This is a genomic window from Streptomyces sp. NBC_00433 (genome assembly GCA_036015235.1).
GTDB lineage: Bacteria > Actinomycetota > Actinomycetes > Streptomycetales > Streptomycetaceae > Actinacidiphila.
On sequence record CP107926.1, the window covers coordinates 2639284 to 2653773 of the forward strand.

Annotated in this window: 11 protein-coding genes; 2 read left to right on the plus strand and 9 right to left on the minus strand. The window is 73.7% G+C overall.

Annotation, left to right across the window (positions count from 1 at the left end; translation table 11 throughout):
* The first annotated feature begins 33 nt into the window (after positions 1 to 33).
* Positions 34 to 4686 carry an ATP-dependent helicase gene (locus OG900_10905; GenBank protein ID WUH90554.1) on the plus strand — a complete coding sequence of 1551 codons (4653 nt, stop codon included), beginning with the start codon at positions 34 to 36 and terminating at the stop codon, positions 4684 to 4686.
* Between the two features lie 228 nt (positions 4687 to 4914).
* Here OG900_10905 and OG900_10910 read toward each other — a convergent pair whose 3' ends face one another.
* Complete coding sequence (locus OG900_10910; protein WUH90555.1) at positions 4915 to 5058, minus strand: hypothetical protein; 144 nt, start codon at positions 5056 to 5058, stop codon at positions 4915 to 4917.
* Positions 5059 to 5227: 169 nt separating this feature from the next.
* Between OG900_10910 and OG900_10915 the strand changes: the two genes are divergently transcribed.
* Complete coding sequence (locus OG900_10915) at positions 5228 to 6028, plus strand: DNA glycosylase (GenBank protein WUH90556.1); 801 nt, start codon at positions 5228 to 5230, stop codon at positions 6026 to 6028.
* A gap of 15 nt (positions 6029 to 6043) precedes the next feature.
* On the opposite strand, the gene OG900_10920 is transcribed toward OG900_10915, so the two are convergent.
* From OG900_10920 to OG900_10955, 8 genes are all read right to left on the minus strand, one after another.
* On the minus strand, positions 6044 to 6232 hold the full coding sequence (locus tag OG900_10920; GenBank protein WUH90557.1) for a hypothetical protein: 189 nt from the start codon (positions 6230 to 6232) through the stop codon (positions 6044 to 6046).
* A gap of 218 nt (positions 6233 to 6450) precedes the next feature.
* Positions 6451 to 6921, minus strand: coding sequence for a DNA starvation/stationary phase protection protein (locus tag OG900_10925; GenBank protein WUH90558.1), 471 nt, complete (start codon positions 6919 to 6921; stop codon positions 6451 to 6453).
* A gap of 139 nt (positions 6922 to 7060) precedes the next feature.
* Positions 7061 to 7453, minus strand: coding sequence for a helix-turn-helix transcriptional regulator (locus tag OG900_10930; GenBank protein ID WUH90559.1), 393 nt, complete (start codon positions 7451 to 7453; stop codon positions 7061 to 7063).
* A gap of 164 nt (positions 7454 to 7617) precedes the next feature.
* Positions 7618 to 8103, minus strand: a complete 486-nt coding sequence (locus OG900_10935) for a nicotinamide-nucleotide amidohydrolase family protein (GenBank protein ID WUH90560.1) — start codon at positions 8101 to 8103, stop codon at positions 7618 to 7620.
* A complete protein-coding gene (gene pgsA, locus OG900_10940) occupies positions 8100 to 8942 on the minus strand; it encodes a CDP-diacylglycerol--glycerol-3-phosphate 3-phosphatidyltransferase (GenBank protein WUH90561.1) in 843 nt (280 codons plus the stop codon). The genes OG900_10935 and pgsA overlap by 4 nt, the downstream gene beginning before the upstream one ends.
* Positions 8939 to 10549 (minus strand): 30S ribosomal protein S12 methylthiotransferase RimO, encoded by a 1611-nt coding sequence (gene rimO, locus OG900_10945; protein ID WUH90562.1) that lies wholly within the window; start codon positions 10547 to 10549, stop codon positions 8939 to 8941. The genes pgsA and rimO overlap by 4 nt, the downstream gene beginning before the upstream one ends.
* A 74-nt stretch (positions 10550 to 10623) precedes the next feature.
* Positions 10624 to 11427 carry a DUF4115 domain-containing protein gene (locus tag OG900_10950; GenBank protein ID WUH90563.1) on the minus strand — a complete coding sequence of 268 codons (804 nt, stop codon included), beginning with the start codon at positions 11425 to 11427 and terminating at the stop codon, positions 10624 to 10626.
* A gap of 193 nt (positions 11428 to 11620) precedes the next feature.
* Positions 11621 to 14332: a DNA translocase FtsK gene (locus OG900_10955; protein ID WUH90564.1), complete on the minus strand. Its 2712-nt coding sequence runs from the start codon at positions 14330 to 14332 to the stop codon at positions 11621 to 11623.
* Positions 14333 to 14490: the final 158 nt, after the last annotated feature.

Below are 14490 nucleotides of genomic sequence, written 5' to 3' on the forward strand. Positions count from 1 at the left end.
CGCGCTGTCGGTGCGGCGAGGCAGGATGGTGGCATGTCCAGTCGCAGCAGCCTCGACGCTTTCTCCCCCGCCACCCGCGCGTGGTTCACGGGGGCGTTCAGCGAGCCCACTCCCGCCCAGTCAGGGGCGTGGACGGCCATCGCCGAGGACTCCGACGTGCTGGTCGTCGCGCCCACCGGCTCGGGCAAGACACTCGCCGCCTTCCTGGCCGCGCTCGACCGGCTGGCGGCCACCCCGCCGCCGGCCGAGGCGCGCAAGCGCTGCCGGGTGCTCTATGTCTCACCGCTGAAGGCCCTGGCGGTGGACGTGGAGCGCAATCTGCGCAGCCCGCTCGCGGGCCTGCGCCAGGAGTCGGTGCGCCTCGGGCTGCCCGAGCCCGAGGTGCGGGTCGGGATCCGCTCGGGGGACACCCCGCCCGCGGAGCGTCGCGCCCTGGTCACCAGGCCGCCCGACATCCTGATCACCACCCCGGAATCGCTCTTCCTCATGCTCACCTCCGCCGCCCGGGAGGCCCTGACCGGGGTCGAGACGGTGATCCTGGACGAGGTGCACGCGGTGGCGGGCACCAAGCGGGGCGCCCACCTGGCCCTGTCACTGGAGCGCCTCGACCGGCTGCTCGACCGGCCCGCCCGCCGGATCGGACTGTCGGCCACCGTGCGTCCGGTGGACGAGATCGCCCGCTATCTGTCCCCGCAGCGCAGAGTGACCGTCGTCCAGCCGCCGTCGCAGAAGGAATTCCGGCTGTCGGTGGTGGTGCCGGTGGAGGATCTGGCAGAGCTGGGCGGCTCACCGGTCGCCGACCAGGCCGAGCACAGCGGGCCGGCCGCGGGCCCCGCTGAGCGGCCCTCGATCTGGCCCCATGTGGAGGAGCGGATCGCCGACCTGGTGCAGGCCCACCGCTCCACGATCGTCTTCGCCAATTCGCGCAGACTGGCCGAGCGGCTCTGCAACCGGCTCAACGAGATCGGACACGAGCGGGCGGAGGGCGAGCCGCTGCCCGAGGCCCACTCCCCCGCCGAGGTCATGGCGCAGTCGGGTGCGGCACGCGGGGCTCCGCCTGTGCTGGCCCGCGCCCACCACGGCTCGGTGTCCAAGGAACAGCGGGCGCTCGTCGAGGAGGATCTCAAAGCCGGCCGGCTGCCCGCCGTCGTCGCCACCTCCAGCCTGGAGCTGGGCATCGACATGGGCGCGGTCGACCTGGTCGTCCAGGTGGAGTCGCCGCCCTCCGTCGCGTCGGGCCTGCAGCGGGTGGGGCGCGCGGGCCACCAGGTGGGCGCGGTCTCCACCGGTGTGGTCTTCCCCAAATACCGCGGCGATCTGGTGCAGTCCGCGGTGGTCACCGAGCGGATGCGGGCCGGGGCGATCGAGTCGCTGCGGGTGCCCTCCAACCCGCTCGACGTGCTGGCCCAGCAGATCGTCGCGATGACCGCGCTGGACAGCTGGGACGTCGACGAACTGCTGACGGTGGTGCGGCGCGCGGCGCCCTTCGCGTCCCTGCCGCACTCCGCCTACACGGCGGTGCTCGACATGCTCGCCGGGCGCTATCCCTCCGACGCCTTCGCCGAACTGCGCCCGCGCCTGGTGTGGGACCGGGTGGCCAACACGGTGACCGGGCGGCCGGGGGCGCAGCGACTGGCGGTCACCTCGGGCGGCACCATCCCGGACCGGGGCCTGTTCGGGGTGTTCCTGGCGGGCGCCGACCCGAAGAAGGGCGGTGGGCGGGTCGGCGAGCTGGACGAGGAGATGGTCTACGAGTCCAGGGTCGGCGACGTCTTCACCCTCGGCACCACCTCCTGGCGGATCGAGGACATCACCAAGGACCGAGTGCTGGTCTCGCCGGCACCCGGCGTGCCTGGGCGGCTGCCCTTCTGGAAGGGCGACCAGCTCGGCCGCCCGCTGGAGCTGGGCCGGGCGCTGGGGGCGTGGCTGCGCGAGGTCGGCGCGCTCGCCGAGGGGCCGGCCAGGGAGCGGCTGTCGGCGGCGGGGCTCGACACCTGGGCGGCCGACAATGTGCTGTCCTACCTGACCGAGCAGCGGCAGGCGTGCGGCCACATCCCGGACGACCGGACGATCGTGGTCGAGCGCTTCCGCGACGAGCTGGGCGACTGGCGGGTGATCATCCACTCCCCGTTCGGCGCGCAGGTGCACGCGCCCTGGGCGCTGGCGCTCGGCGCACGGCTCCAGGAGAAGTACGGCCTGGACGCACAGGCGATGCATGCCGACGACGGCATCGTGCTGCGGCTGCCGGACGCCGACCTGATGGGGCTCGATCTGCTGGACGTCGCCCCGCGGCAGGGGGCGGAGTTCGACCCCGAGCGGTCGCCGGTCGGGGCCGCGGACGTCGCCTTCGACAAGGGCGAGGTGGAACAGCTGGTCACCGACCAGGTCGGCGGCTCCGCGCTGTTCGCCTCCCGGTTCCGCGAGTGCGCGGCCCGCGCCCTGCTGCTGCCGCGCCGCAGCCCGGGCAAGCGCACCCCCCTGTGGCAGCAGCGCCAGCGCGCCTCCCAGCTGCTCGAGGTCGCCTCCGAGTACGGATCGTTCCCGATCGTCCTGGAGGCGGTGCGCGAGTGCCTCCAGGACGTCTTCGACGTGCCTGGCCTGGTGGAGCTGATGGGCGACATCGAGGCACGCAGGGTGCGGCTGGTGGAGGTCACCACGACCGAGCCGTCGCCCTTCGCCAGGTCGCTGCTGTTCGGGTATGTCGCGCAGTTCCTCTACGAAGGGGATTCGCCGCTGGCGGAGCGGCGGGCGGCCGCGCTGTCGCTGGACTCGCGGTTGCTCGCGGAGCTGCTCGGGCAGGCCGAGCTGCGCGAACTGCTCGACGCCGATGTGCTGGCGGAGCTGGACCGCGAACTGCAGTGGCTGACCGAGGACCGCAGGGCCAGGAGCGCCGAGGGCGTCGCGGACCTGCTGCGTCTGCTCGGACCGCTCACTGCGGCGGAATTGTCCACCCGGGGTGCGGAGCCGGCCTGGGCGGCGGAGCTGGAGTCCGCCCGGCGGGCGATCCGGGTGCGGATCGCCGGCGCCGAATACTGGGCGGCGGTCGAGGACGCTGGGCGGCTGCGGGACGCGCTGGGCACGGCGCTGCCGGTAGGGGTGCCGGTGGCCTTCACCGAGCCGGTGAAGGATCCGCTGGGGGATCTGCTGGCCCGCTTCGCCCGCACGCACGGACCGTTCACGACCGGCGAGGCCGCGGCGAGGTTCGGGCTCGGGGCGGCGGTGGCGGACGGCGTGCTGCACCGGCTGGGAGCGGCCGGCCGGGTGGTGCAGGGCGAGTTCAGGCCCGGTGGCGCGGGCCAGGAGTGGTGCGACGCTGCAGTGCTCCGACGGCTGCGGCGCAGGTCACTCGCGGCGCTCAGGCAGGAGCTGGAGCCGGTGCCGCCGGCGACACTGGGGGTCTTCCTGCCGCAGTGGCAGCACATCGGCACGCACAGCCTGCGCGGAATGGACGGCCTGGCGCGAGCGGTCGAGCAGTTGCAGGGCGCGTCGGTGCCGGCATCCGCGCTGGAGAAGCTGGTGCTGCCCTCCCGGGTCACGGGATACAACCCGGCGATGCTGGACGAGCTGACCGCCTCCGGCGAGATCCTCTGGGCGGGAGCCGGTGCGCTGCCCGGCAAGGACGGCTGGATCTCGCTCTACCTGGCCGACACCGCGCCGCTGCTGCTGTCGCCGCCCCAGCCGCTGGAGCTGGCCCCGCTCCACCAGGCGGTGCTCACCGCGCTGTCCGGCGGCTACGGGCTGTTCTTCCGGCAGATCGCCGACCATGTGCGGGCGGGCGGCCTGGACGTCACGGAGCCGCAACTCGCCGACGCGGTCTGGGATCTGACCTGGTCTGGCAGGCTCACCAATGACACGCTCGCACCGCTGCGCGCCCTGCTCGGCTCCGGCCGTACCGCCGGGGCGACAGCCCACCGGGCGCCCCGGGCGGTGCCGCGCGGCCGGTACAGCTCGCTCGCCGGCCGGGCCGCGCCGCGCGCCACGGCGTCGCGCAATGGTCCGCCGACGACCGCGGGGCGCTGGTCGCTCGTACCCGTGGCCGAGCAGGACCCGACCCTGCGCGCCCACGCCCTCACCCATTCCCTGCTCGACCGGCACGGGGTGGTGACCCGGGGTGCGGTGGCGGCAGAAGGGGTCGAGGGCGGCTTCTCCGCGGCGTATCGGGTGCTGGCGGCGTTCGAGGAGACCGGGCAGGCCCGGCGCGGCTATGTGATCGAGGGGCTGGGCGCGGCGCAGTTCGCGATGGACGGGGCGGTGGACCGGCTGCGGGCGCTGAATACGGCCCGGGAGCGGGAGGAGGAGCAGACCGGCCGCACCCGGACGGTGGTCCTCGCCGCGGCGGACCCGGCCAACCCCTACGGCGCCGCCCTGCCGTGGCCCGAGCAGCCGGCCGGCGTCACCCACCGCCCGGGCCGCAAGGCGGGCGCCCTGGTCGTGCTCACCGACGGCGAGGTGGCTCTCTACGTGGAGCGGGGCGGCAAGACCCTGCTGGCCTGGCCCACGGACGAGATACGGACGCAGGCCGCGGCCGATGCGCTGGCGCTGGCCGTGCGGGAGGGGGCGCTGGGCAAGCTCACGGTCGAGCGTACGAACGGCGAGTCCGCGTTGACGTCGCCGCTCGGGCGGGCTCTGGAAGCGGCCGGCTTCCACGCGACCCCCCGCGGGTTGCGCTTGCGCGACTCCCACTGATCCCCTGCGGGGTGCCCTTGATCTCCCGGGTGCGCCCGGAATCCGGCTCCCTCTCGGCAGGGGGTGCCACGTACGCCGATGGCGCGTGAGGGTACGCCGGGCGGCCCGGCTTCCCGCGGCAGGGGTGCCGCCCGGCCCGCCCGCGCGTGCCCTCCCATTCCCGGGTGCCCCGGCAAGCGCCGCCGCTGCGTCGGCGGGCGTCCATCAGGGGCGCGGGGAACTGCGCGCTCAGCCGGCCACCGGCCGGTGGTCCGTCTTCGACAGCAACAGCACCTCTGGGTCGGTGACGACCCGCGCCCCGGTGGTGGGCTGGTCGCGCAGTTCCCCGCGCCCCTGATGGGTGGCGGCGGTCCGTCGCCATGCGACGGTCATGGCCACTCAATCGCGCACCGCGCGGGGTGGTGGCGATCGCGGCCACTCAGTGGCGCACCGCGCGGGGTGGTGGGCCGGGCGTCGCACGTCGGGGTCGGGGCCGGGCGGGCGGGCGGGCGGGGAGGGTCCCCCGGGGCGAGGGGATCGTGGAGGGCGGGATGATGGAGGGGTGCCTGAAGGAGACACGGTGTGGCTGACCGCTCGGCGGCTGGATGCGGCCTTGGCGGGGCGGGCGTTGGTGCGGGCTGAGTTGCGGGTGCCGCGGTTGGCCACGGTGGAGCTGGTCGGGCGGCAGGTGGTGGAGGTCGTGGCCCGGGGGAAGCATCTGATGGCGCGGCTGGAGGGCGGCTGGACGCTGCACTCGCATCTGCGGATGGACGGTGCCTGGCACCTGTACGCGCCCGGGGAGCGGTGGCGGGGCGGGGCTGAGCACCAGGTGCGGGCGGTGCTGGGGAACGAGGCGAGGACCGCGGTCGGCTACCGGCTGCCGGTGCTGGAGCTGCTGCCCACCGCGGAGGAGTCCCAGGTGGTCGGGCACCTCGGGCCCGATCTGCTCGGGCCGGGGTGGGACGCGGCGGAGGCGCTGGACCGGCTGGCGGGCGGGCCTGAGCGCCCGGTGGGCGAGGCCCTGCTCGACCAGCGCAATCTCGCCGGGGTCGGCAATGTCTACGTGGCCGAGCTGTGCTTTCTGCGCGGGGTGACCCCGTGGACGCCGTTCGGCCAGGTCACCGCGCCGGAGAAGCTGGTGGCGCTGGCCAAGCGGCTGCTGGAGGCGAACAAGTCCCGGCCCGGCCATGTGACGACCGGCGACACGCGGCGCGGGCGTACGCACTGGGTGTACGACCGGGTGAACCGGCCGTGCCTGCGCTGCGGCACCCCGGTCAGGGTCGGCGAGCACGGCCCGGCGGGGCAGCGGCGGGTGGCGTACTGGTGCCCGCGGTGCCAGCGCGGCCCCGTGCCCGGCGCGTAGCCGGCCCGCGGGGCCTCAGGCGGCCGTGACGCCACGCCGGGCCCGGGTAGTGCGGGGGCGCCGGATGCGTACGGGCACGGCGTGCAGCGGTATCAGGCCGAGACTCCAGCCGCCCGCGGCCAGCGCGCCCTGCCACGGGCCGACCGCCTCGGGGCGTATCGCGAGCCGCAGCAGCGCGCCCCACCACAGCGCCCCGCCGACCACGCCGATGACGCACCTCAGCGCCCGCCGCCGGGACCCCGCAGAAGACGGAGGCGGTGGCGGGAGGGCGGGAGGGCCGGGAGGAGCTGTCGGGACTTCCTGAAGCGCACGCATGGCCGCCTCCTCTGACCCCGAGTTCGCGGCGGGGGCCGCACACGGCGGCCCCCGTAATGCCCGTACGTTCCGTGCCGGAGCAAGCAAACAGGCAAGCAGCGTTCAGGTCAGACGTTCTCGGCCTGGAACATCCAATGGGCCTTTTCCAGGTCGCGGGAGACGCCGATGAGGATGTCCTGCGAGACCGGGTCGGGCTTGTCGGTCAGCTCGATGCGTTCCCGCAACCGGGTGATGACCGCGCCCAGCGCGGCGACCATGATCTCGACGACCTCGGTGTCCTTGACCCAGCCGTCGGTCACCGTGTCGATGCCGCTGGTCTTGGCGACGGTCCCGGCGCGGCCGTCGGCCGAGACGCCGATGGCCGAGGCCCGCTCGGCGACGGTGTCGGCGTGCGTACGTGCGCTGTCGACGACCTCGTCGAGCTGGAGGTGGACGGAGCGGAAGCGCGGTCCCACCACATTCCAGTGGACCTGCTTGGCGAGCAGCGACAGGTCGAGAAGATCGACCAGTGCGCCCTGGAGGGCGTCTCCCACGACCTTGCGGTCCTGGTCGGAAAGAGGGCTGCTGACGACACTCATGCGGTTCTCCCTGCGGATCGACGCGATCGGATCCGATATGGCCGGTTGTGGCCGTGTTCGGACCTTCTCCGCCTACCCTGCCTCGCCGTTTGGAACACGGCAAAGGCAGATCCGTCGCCACAGGGGCGAGCAGCGGGGATCAGGCGGCGACGACGTCCACGGCTTCCGCGGACTTCTTCGGTGCCTTGATGGTGATCCGCTCGTCCGGAGTGGACGTGACGGACGTGACCGATGTGACTGTGCCGAGCAGCGGCCGCATCGGTGCGGCAGTGGCCTCGGACGCCGCGGACTGTGCCAGCTCGGCGAGCGACAGATCGTCGCTGACCTCACGCATCACCTCGGACATCGGTACGTCGAGGGCGTCGCAGATCGCCGAGAGCAGTTCGGAGGACGCCTCCTTCTGCCCCCTCTCGACCTCCGACAGATAGCCGAGCGAGACCCGGGCGGACGAGGAGACCTCGCGCAGGGTGCGGCCCTGGCGCTGGCGCTGCCGACGCAGCACGTCACCCAGCAGGCGACGGAGCAGAATCATCGGTGGCTCCCTCCTCGGATCGCGGTACCGCATCCTTCTCGCCCCACCGTACCGCCTCGGGCACCGGCCGTGCGGGGAGCAAAGACGTGTTCACTCAGGGCTGCAAACATCCCGCCCCCCGGTGTTCTTCCCTGCCTGAGGCCGCCGAACGCGCGCCGGACCGGTTATTCGGAGACCTTCCGAAGTTGTTCGAGGAGCAGATCGACCACCGCGGCGACCGACGCCCGGCGGATCGCGGCACGGTCACCGGCCAGCCGCAGCTCGGCGACCTCGCCGGCCCCGCCCGGACCGGCCACGGCCACGAAGACGGTGCCCACCGGCTGCCCGTCCTGCGGGTCGGGGCCCGCGACGCCGGTGGTGGCGGCCCCCCAGTCCGCGCCGAGCCTGCGGCGTACGCCCTCGGCCATCTCGCGCGCCACCCGCGCGTCCACCGCGCCCCGCTCGGCGAGCAGTGCGCCGTCCACACCGAGCAGCTCGTGCTTGAGCGCGGTGGCGTAGGCCGTCACCGACCCGCGGAAGGTGCGGGACGCGCCGGGCACCCCGGTCAGCTCCGCGGCCAGCAGACCGCCGGTCAGCGACTCCGCGACCGCGAGCGTGCCGCCCCGCAGCTCCAGCAGCCGCAGCACCTCGGCCGCGGCGCCGCCCGTCATACGCCCTGCTCCGGCCCGTCCGCGCCCGGCTCGCCGGCGTCCGCGCCCTCGGCTCCGTCGGCGGTGCCCGCGCCGGAGGAGCCCGCGGGCTGCTGCGCCGCCCGCCGCTCGGCGGCGAGACCGGCCCGCCGCAGCACGACGGCCTGCCGTACGTAGTCGAGCCCGGTCACGACCGTGAGCAGCACCGCGAGGGCCATCAGCCAGGCGCGGGTGCTGGCCAGCGGGCCGGTCAGCACCAGGATGTACATGCCGACGGCGACGCCCTGCGTGAGCGTCTTGAGCTTGCCGCCGCGGCTCGCCGGGATCACGCCGTGTCTGATCACCCAGAACCGCATCAGCGTGATGCCCAGCTCGCGGAAGAGGATCACCGCGGTGACCCACCACGGCAGGTCGCCCAGCGCGGACAGCCCGACCAGGGCCGCCCCCATGATCGCCTTGTCCGCGATCGGGTCGGCGATCTTGCCGAAGTCGGTGACCAGCCCGTAGCGCCTGGCCAGCTCGCCGTCGAAGAGGTCGGTGATCATCGCGACGGCGAAGGCGGCCCAGGCGAAGGAGCGCCACTTCGGGTCGTGCCCGTCGTCGTGCAGCAGCAGCAGAACGAAGCCGGGGACCAGCACCAGCCGGGTCATCGTCAGCAGGTTGGCGATATTCCACAGGCCGGCATTCTCCGCCACCGGGTCGCCCGCGTGATCGGTGCCCCCCACCGGGTTCACCAGGGACGCGGGCGCCACCGTGGCACCCGAGGCGGCAGCCGCCGACCCGGAAGAGGGAGTCCCGGAGGAAGAGGACGAGGAGGAGGACGGCGTGGGGGACGCGGCCGGCGCGGGGGCTCCGCTCATCTGCCCACCACCGCCGGTCCGGCCGTGACAGCGTCGGCGGCCGGCGCGGCGGGGGCGCCGACCACGGCGGCGCCCCCGAGCGGCTCGGCCACCAGGTCGACGCCCTGCGTGCCGGTCACCTTCGCGGTGACGAAGGTCCCGGGGCGCGGCTGCCAGTCCTCGCCGGACGGCACGAGCACGACCTGCCCGTCCGTCTCCGGCGCCTGGTGGTCGGCCCGTCCCGTGATCTCGCCGGTCTCCTCGTCCACGGCTTCGACCAGCACCCGCACGGTGTCCCCGAGGCGCTCCTCGGCGCGCTGCGCGGTCAGCTCCTCGGCGAGCCGGGAGACCCGGGCCAGCCGGGCGGCGATCACGTCGTCGTCCAGCTTGCCGTCGTAGCCGGCCGCCTCGGTGCCGTCCTCGTCGGAGTAGCCGAAGACCCCGATCGCGTCCAGCCTGGCGGCGCTCAGGAAGCGCTCCAGCTCGGCCAGGTCGTCCTCGGTCTCGCCGGGGAAGCCGACGATGAAGTTGGACCTGACCCCCGCCGCGGGTGCCTTCGCGCGGATCGCGCCGAGCAGTTCGAGGAAGCGGTCGGTGTCGCCGAAGCGCCGCATGGCCCGCAGCACGCCGGGGGCGGAGTGCTGGAAGGACAGGTCGAAGTACGGCACCACGCCGGGCGTGGAGGTCAGCGCGTCGATGAGGCCGGGGCGCATCTCGGCGGGCTGGAGGTAGCTGACCCTGACCCGCTCGATGCCGTCCACGGCCGCCAGCTCGGGCAGCAGCGTCTCCAGCAGCCGGATGTCGCCGAGGTCCTTGCCGTAGGAGGTGTTGTTCTCGCTGACCAGCATGACCTCGGTGACGCCCTGGGTGGCCAGCCAGCGGGTCTCGCCGAGGACGTCGGAGGGGCGGCGGGAGATGAAGGAGCCGCGGAAGGAGGGGATCGCGCAGAAGGTGCAGCGCCGGTCGCAGCCGGAGGCCAGCTTCACCGAGGCGACCGGTCCCGAGTCCAGCCGGCGCCGCAACGGTGCGCGCGGCCCTGACGCGGGTGCGACGCCTTCGGGCAGGTCGGCGAGGTCCACGGCCGGCCCGTCGTCCGCCACCGGGGTGCCGTCCGCGGAGGCTGCGCCCGTTCCGGACAGGCGCCCGTTCGGGTGAGCCTCCTGCGAGTGACCCGGCAGCGCCACCGTTGACGCCTGGCGTTCCGCCGGACTGATCGGCAGCAGCTTGCGCCGGTCGCGCGGGGTGTGCGAGGCGTGGACGCCGCCGGCCAGGATCGTCCGCAGCCGGTCGGAGATGTCGGCGTAGTCGTCGAAGCCGAGCACACCGTCGGCCTCGGGCAGCGCGTCGGCCAGCTCCTTGCCGTAGCGCTCGGCCATGCAGCCGACGGCGACGACGGCCTGGGTGCGGCCGCCGTCCTTGAGGTCGTTGGCCTCAAGGAGTGCGTCGACGGAGTCCTTCTTGGCCGCTTCCACGAAGCCGCAGGTGTTGACGACCGCCACATCGGCGTCGGCCGCGTCCTCGACCAGCTGCCAGCCGTCCGCCGCCAGCCGGCCGGCGAGCTCTTCTGAGTCCACTTCGTTACGGGCGCATCCGAGCGTGACAAGGGCGACGGTACGGGGTTCGGGCATGCACTCAGACTACCCGCTGCCCTGTCGCGCCCCTCGCGCCTCCGTTGCCCCGACCGGAACGCCCCGCCGGCCGGTCAGCCCTGGGTCGGGTCCCCCGGGGTGTAGGTCAGGCGGACCACCTGGCCGTCGTCGCCGGCCGGGCCCAGGTCCTTGCCGTTGACGAAGAGCTGGACCGCGCCCGCATTGCCGACGACGAGCTTGATCTTCTTGTCGTCGCTGAAGGTCTGCGAATCGCCCTTCTTGAGCGAGCCCTGGAAGAGCCGCTTGCCGTTGTGGTCGGTGGCCTGGACCCAGCTGACGCCGCCCTCGGCGCTGATCTTGACCGTGACCTTGCCGGGCGGGGCGGCCGCGATGGCGCTGCCCGTCGGGGACGGCGGCAGGGTGCCCTGGGTGGCCTGGGTGGTGGGCTTCGCGCCGGCGCTGCTCGGGGTCGGGGGGGCGGGGTCGGCCTTGGCGCCGTTCCCGTCGCTGTTGCCGGTGAAGGCGGTGTAGCCGACGAAGCCGATGACCGCGACGATCGCCGCGACCATGGCCGCGGTCCAGTTGGGCCGGCGCGGCTCCGAGCGGATCTTCTCGGCCGAGTAGAGCGGCGCGACGGGCGCGGGCGCGATCTCCGTACCGTGCTCGGCCGCGTATTGCGCGACCAGCGGTTCGGGGTCGAGGCCGACGGCGCGGGCGAGCGAACGGATGTGGCCGCGGGCGTAGACGTCGCCGCCGCAGCGGGAGAAGTCGTCCTGCTCGATCGACTGCACGATGGGAACGCGCACCCGGGTACTGGTGCTGACCTCGTCGATGGAGAGCCCGGCGGCGATGCGGGCCTGGGCGAGGGCGTGACCGACCGAAGGCCGGTCTTCGGTGGGCGTGTTGCCGAGGGACACGAGGGCGCCTTTCGAGCGTGCAGCCGCCTGCTGGGGGTTCAGTCTAGGGGGGGTCGGAAATCGGGGGGCAAGCGGACGGCCGGTTTTTGTCCGCCATCAGGATGTCGTCCTCCCTGCCGAAGTTGACGTACGAACAGATCAAACGGTTGCCCGTAAAATCCGACCGCTTTTCGGCCGCCACCGCGTGTCGCGGTCACGCCCCGCCACGGATCTCGGTCAGGACGCCGTCCAGCTCGTCCGCCTTCACCATCACGTCGCGCGCCTTCGAGCCCTCGCTGGGGCCGACGATGCCGCGCGACTCCATCAGGTCCATCAGCCTGCCCGCCTTGGCGAATCCCACACGCAGTTTGCGCTGGAGCATCGATGTCGAGCCGAACTGGGTGGAGACCACCAGCTCCGCGGCCTGGCACAACAGGTCCAGGTCGTCGCCGATCTCCTCGTCGATCTCCTTCTTCGGGCCGCTGCCGACGGTGACGTCGCTGCGGTAGGCCGGGGTGAGCTGGGCCTTGCAGTGGTCCACGACCTTGGCGACCTCGTCCTCGGTGACGTAGGCGCCCTGCATGCGGATCGGCTTGTTCGCGCCCATCGGCAGGAACAGCCCGTCGCCTTTTCCGATCAGCTTCTCGGCGCCCGGCTGGTCGAGGATGACCCGGCTGTCGGCCAGCGAGGAGGTCGCGAAGGCCAGCCGGGACGGCACGTTGGCCTTGATCAGGCCGGTGACCACGTCGACGCTGGGCCGCTGGGTGGCGAGCACCAGGTGGATGCCGGCGGCCCTGGCCAGCTGGGTGATCCGCACGATGGAGTCCTCGACGTCGCGCGGCGCGACCATCATCAGGTCGGCCAGCTCGTCCACGATGACCAGCAGGTACGGATACGGCGTCAGCTCGCGCTCGCTGCCCTCGGGGGTCTTGGCCTTCCCCGAGCGCACGGCGGCGTTGAAGTCGTCGATGTGCCGGAAGCCGTACGCGGCCAGGTCGTCGTAGCGCAGGTCCATCTCGCGCACCACCCACTGGAGGGCCTCCGCGGCCCGCTTGGGATTGGTGATGATCGGGGTGATCAGGTGCGGGATGCCTTCGTACGCGGTCAGCTCGACGCGCTTGGGGTCGACCAGCACCATGCGGACCTCGTCCGGGGTGGCGCGGGCCATCACCGAGGTGATCAGGCAGTTGATGCAGGACGACTTGCCGGAGCCGGTGGCGCCCGCGACCAGGACGTGCGGCATCTTGGCGAGGTTGGCCATCACGTAGCCGCCCTCGACGTCCTTGCCGAGCGCGACCGTCATCGGGTGCTCCTCGCCCGCGGCCTCCGCCGAGCGCAGCACGTCGCCGAGGTTGACCATCTCGCGGTCGCTGTTGGGGATCTCGATGCCGACCGCGGACTTGCCGGGGATGGGGCTGATGATCCGCACGTCGGGGCTGGCGACTGAGTAGGCGATGTTCTTGGCCAGGGCGGTGATCCGCTCGACCTTGACCGCGGCGCCCAGCTCCACCTCGTAGCGGGTGACGGTCGGGCCGCGGGTGAAGCCGGTCACGACCGCGTCGACCTTGAATTCCTTGAAGACCTGGCTCAGCGAGGCGACCACCGCGTCGTTGGCGGCGCTGCGGGTGCGGCCAGGGCCGCCGCGCTCCAGCAGGTCCAGCGAGGGCAGCGCGTAGGTGATGTCGCCGGACAGCTGCAGCTGCTCGGCACGCGGCGGCAGCGGCTCGCCGGGGTCCGCCATGTGCTTGGTGAGGTCGGGGACGCCGGAGCCGGTGTCCTCCTGCGCGCGGGCGGCGGGCACCGGCTTCCTGATGCCGGTGGTCAGGTCGGCGACCAGCGGCGACGGCTGCAGCCCGTGCAGGACCGCGCCGTCCAGCGCCGCCGCCGCCTGCGCGGCCACGTCCACCGCGTCGGGCCCCCCGGCCTGCGCGGCCCCCGGCAGCGGCTCGGGGCGGCGGCGGGGCCTACGGCGCGGCTTGGGCTCGTCGGCGGCCGACAGGCCGGAGGCCCCGAGGTCGCTGTCGACGTCGTACGGCTCGGCCGGGGCCTTGCTGAGCTTCCTGGGCAGCCGGCGGACCGGTGACTCGTCCTCGTCGCCGCGGGCGCCGGGCATGCCGTCCGGCTCGTCGGCGTCGAAGAAGTCCTCAAGCGGTATGGCGTCCGAGTCCGGCAGCGGGGCGTAGAGGCCGAACCTGGCGCCGACGGCGCGCAGCCGCTGCGGTACGGCGGCGACCGGGGTGGCGGTGACCACCAGCAGCCCGAAGGCCGTGACGAGGAGCAGCAGCGGCACGGCCAGGGTGGACCCGACCGTGGCGACCAGCGGGGCGCCGGCGGCCCAGCCGATCAGGCCGCCGGCGTCGCGCAGCGCGGTGGCGCCGTCGCTGCGGGTCGGTGCGCCGCACGCCAGGTGGATCAGCCCGAGCGCGCCGATGACCAGGGCGGACAGGCCGATCACGATCCGGCCGTTCGCCTCGGGCTGCTCGGGGTGCCGCATCACGCGGACGGCGACCGCGCCGAGCAGCAGCGGCACCAGCAGGTCGAGGCGGCCGAAGGCGCCGGTGACCAGCATGTCGACCAGGTCGCCGACCGGGCCGTGCAGATCGGACCAGGTGCCGGCCGTGACCACCAGGGTCAGGCCGAGCAGCAGCAGGCCGAGGCCGTCCTTGCGGTGCGCGGGGTCCAGGCCGCGGGCGCCGCGCCCTATGCCGCGGAAGACCGCGCCGACGGTGTGCGCCAGGCCGAGCCACAGCGCCCGGAACATCCGGTAGACGCCGCTGGTCGGCGAAGGGGCCGGTTTGGGCGCGGGTTTGGGCGCCGCTGCCGCCTTCTTGGCGGGCGGTTTGGCGGCGGCCTTCTTCGCCGCGGGCTTCTTGGCCGCAGGCTTCGCCGGGGCTTTCTTGGCGGTGCCGGACGTACGTGGGGCCATGGTGCCGAGGTTACCGCCCTTGTGATCGGGAACACGCGTGCTTGCGGATACGCCCGTTCGTGTCGGGCCGCCGTCGCCATGGCGTTGACGCGGCGTCAAGCGGCGTTGACCGGCCGACCGCGGACCGGGCCCGTACCCGCCGTGCCCCCGGCGGGCTC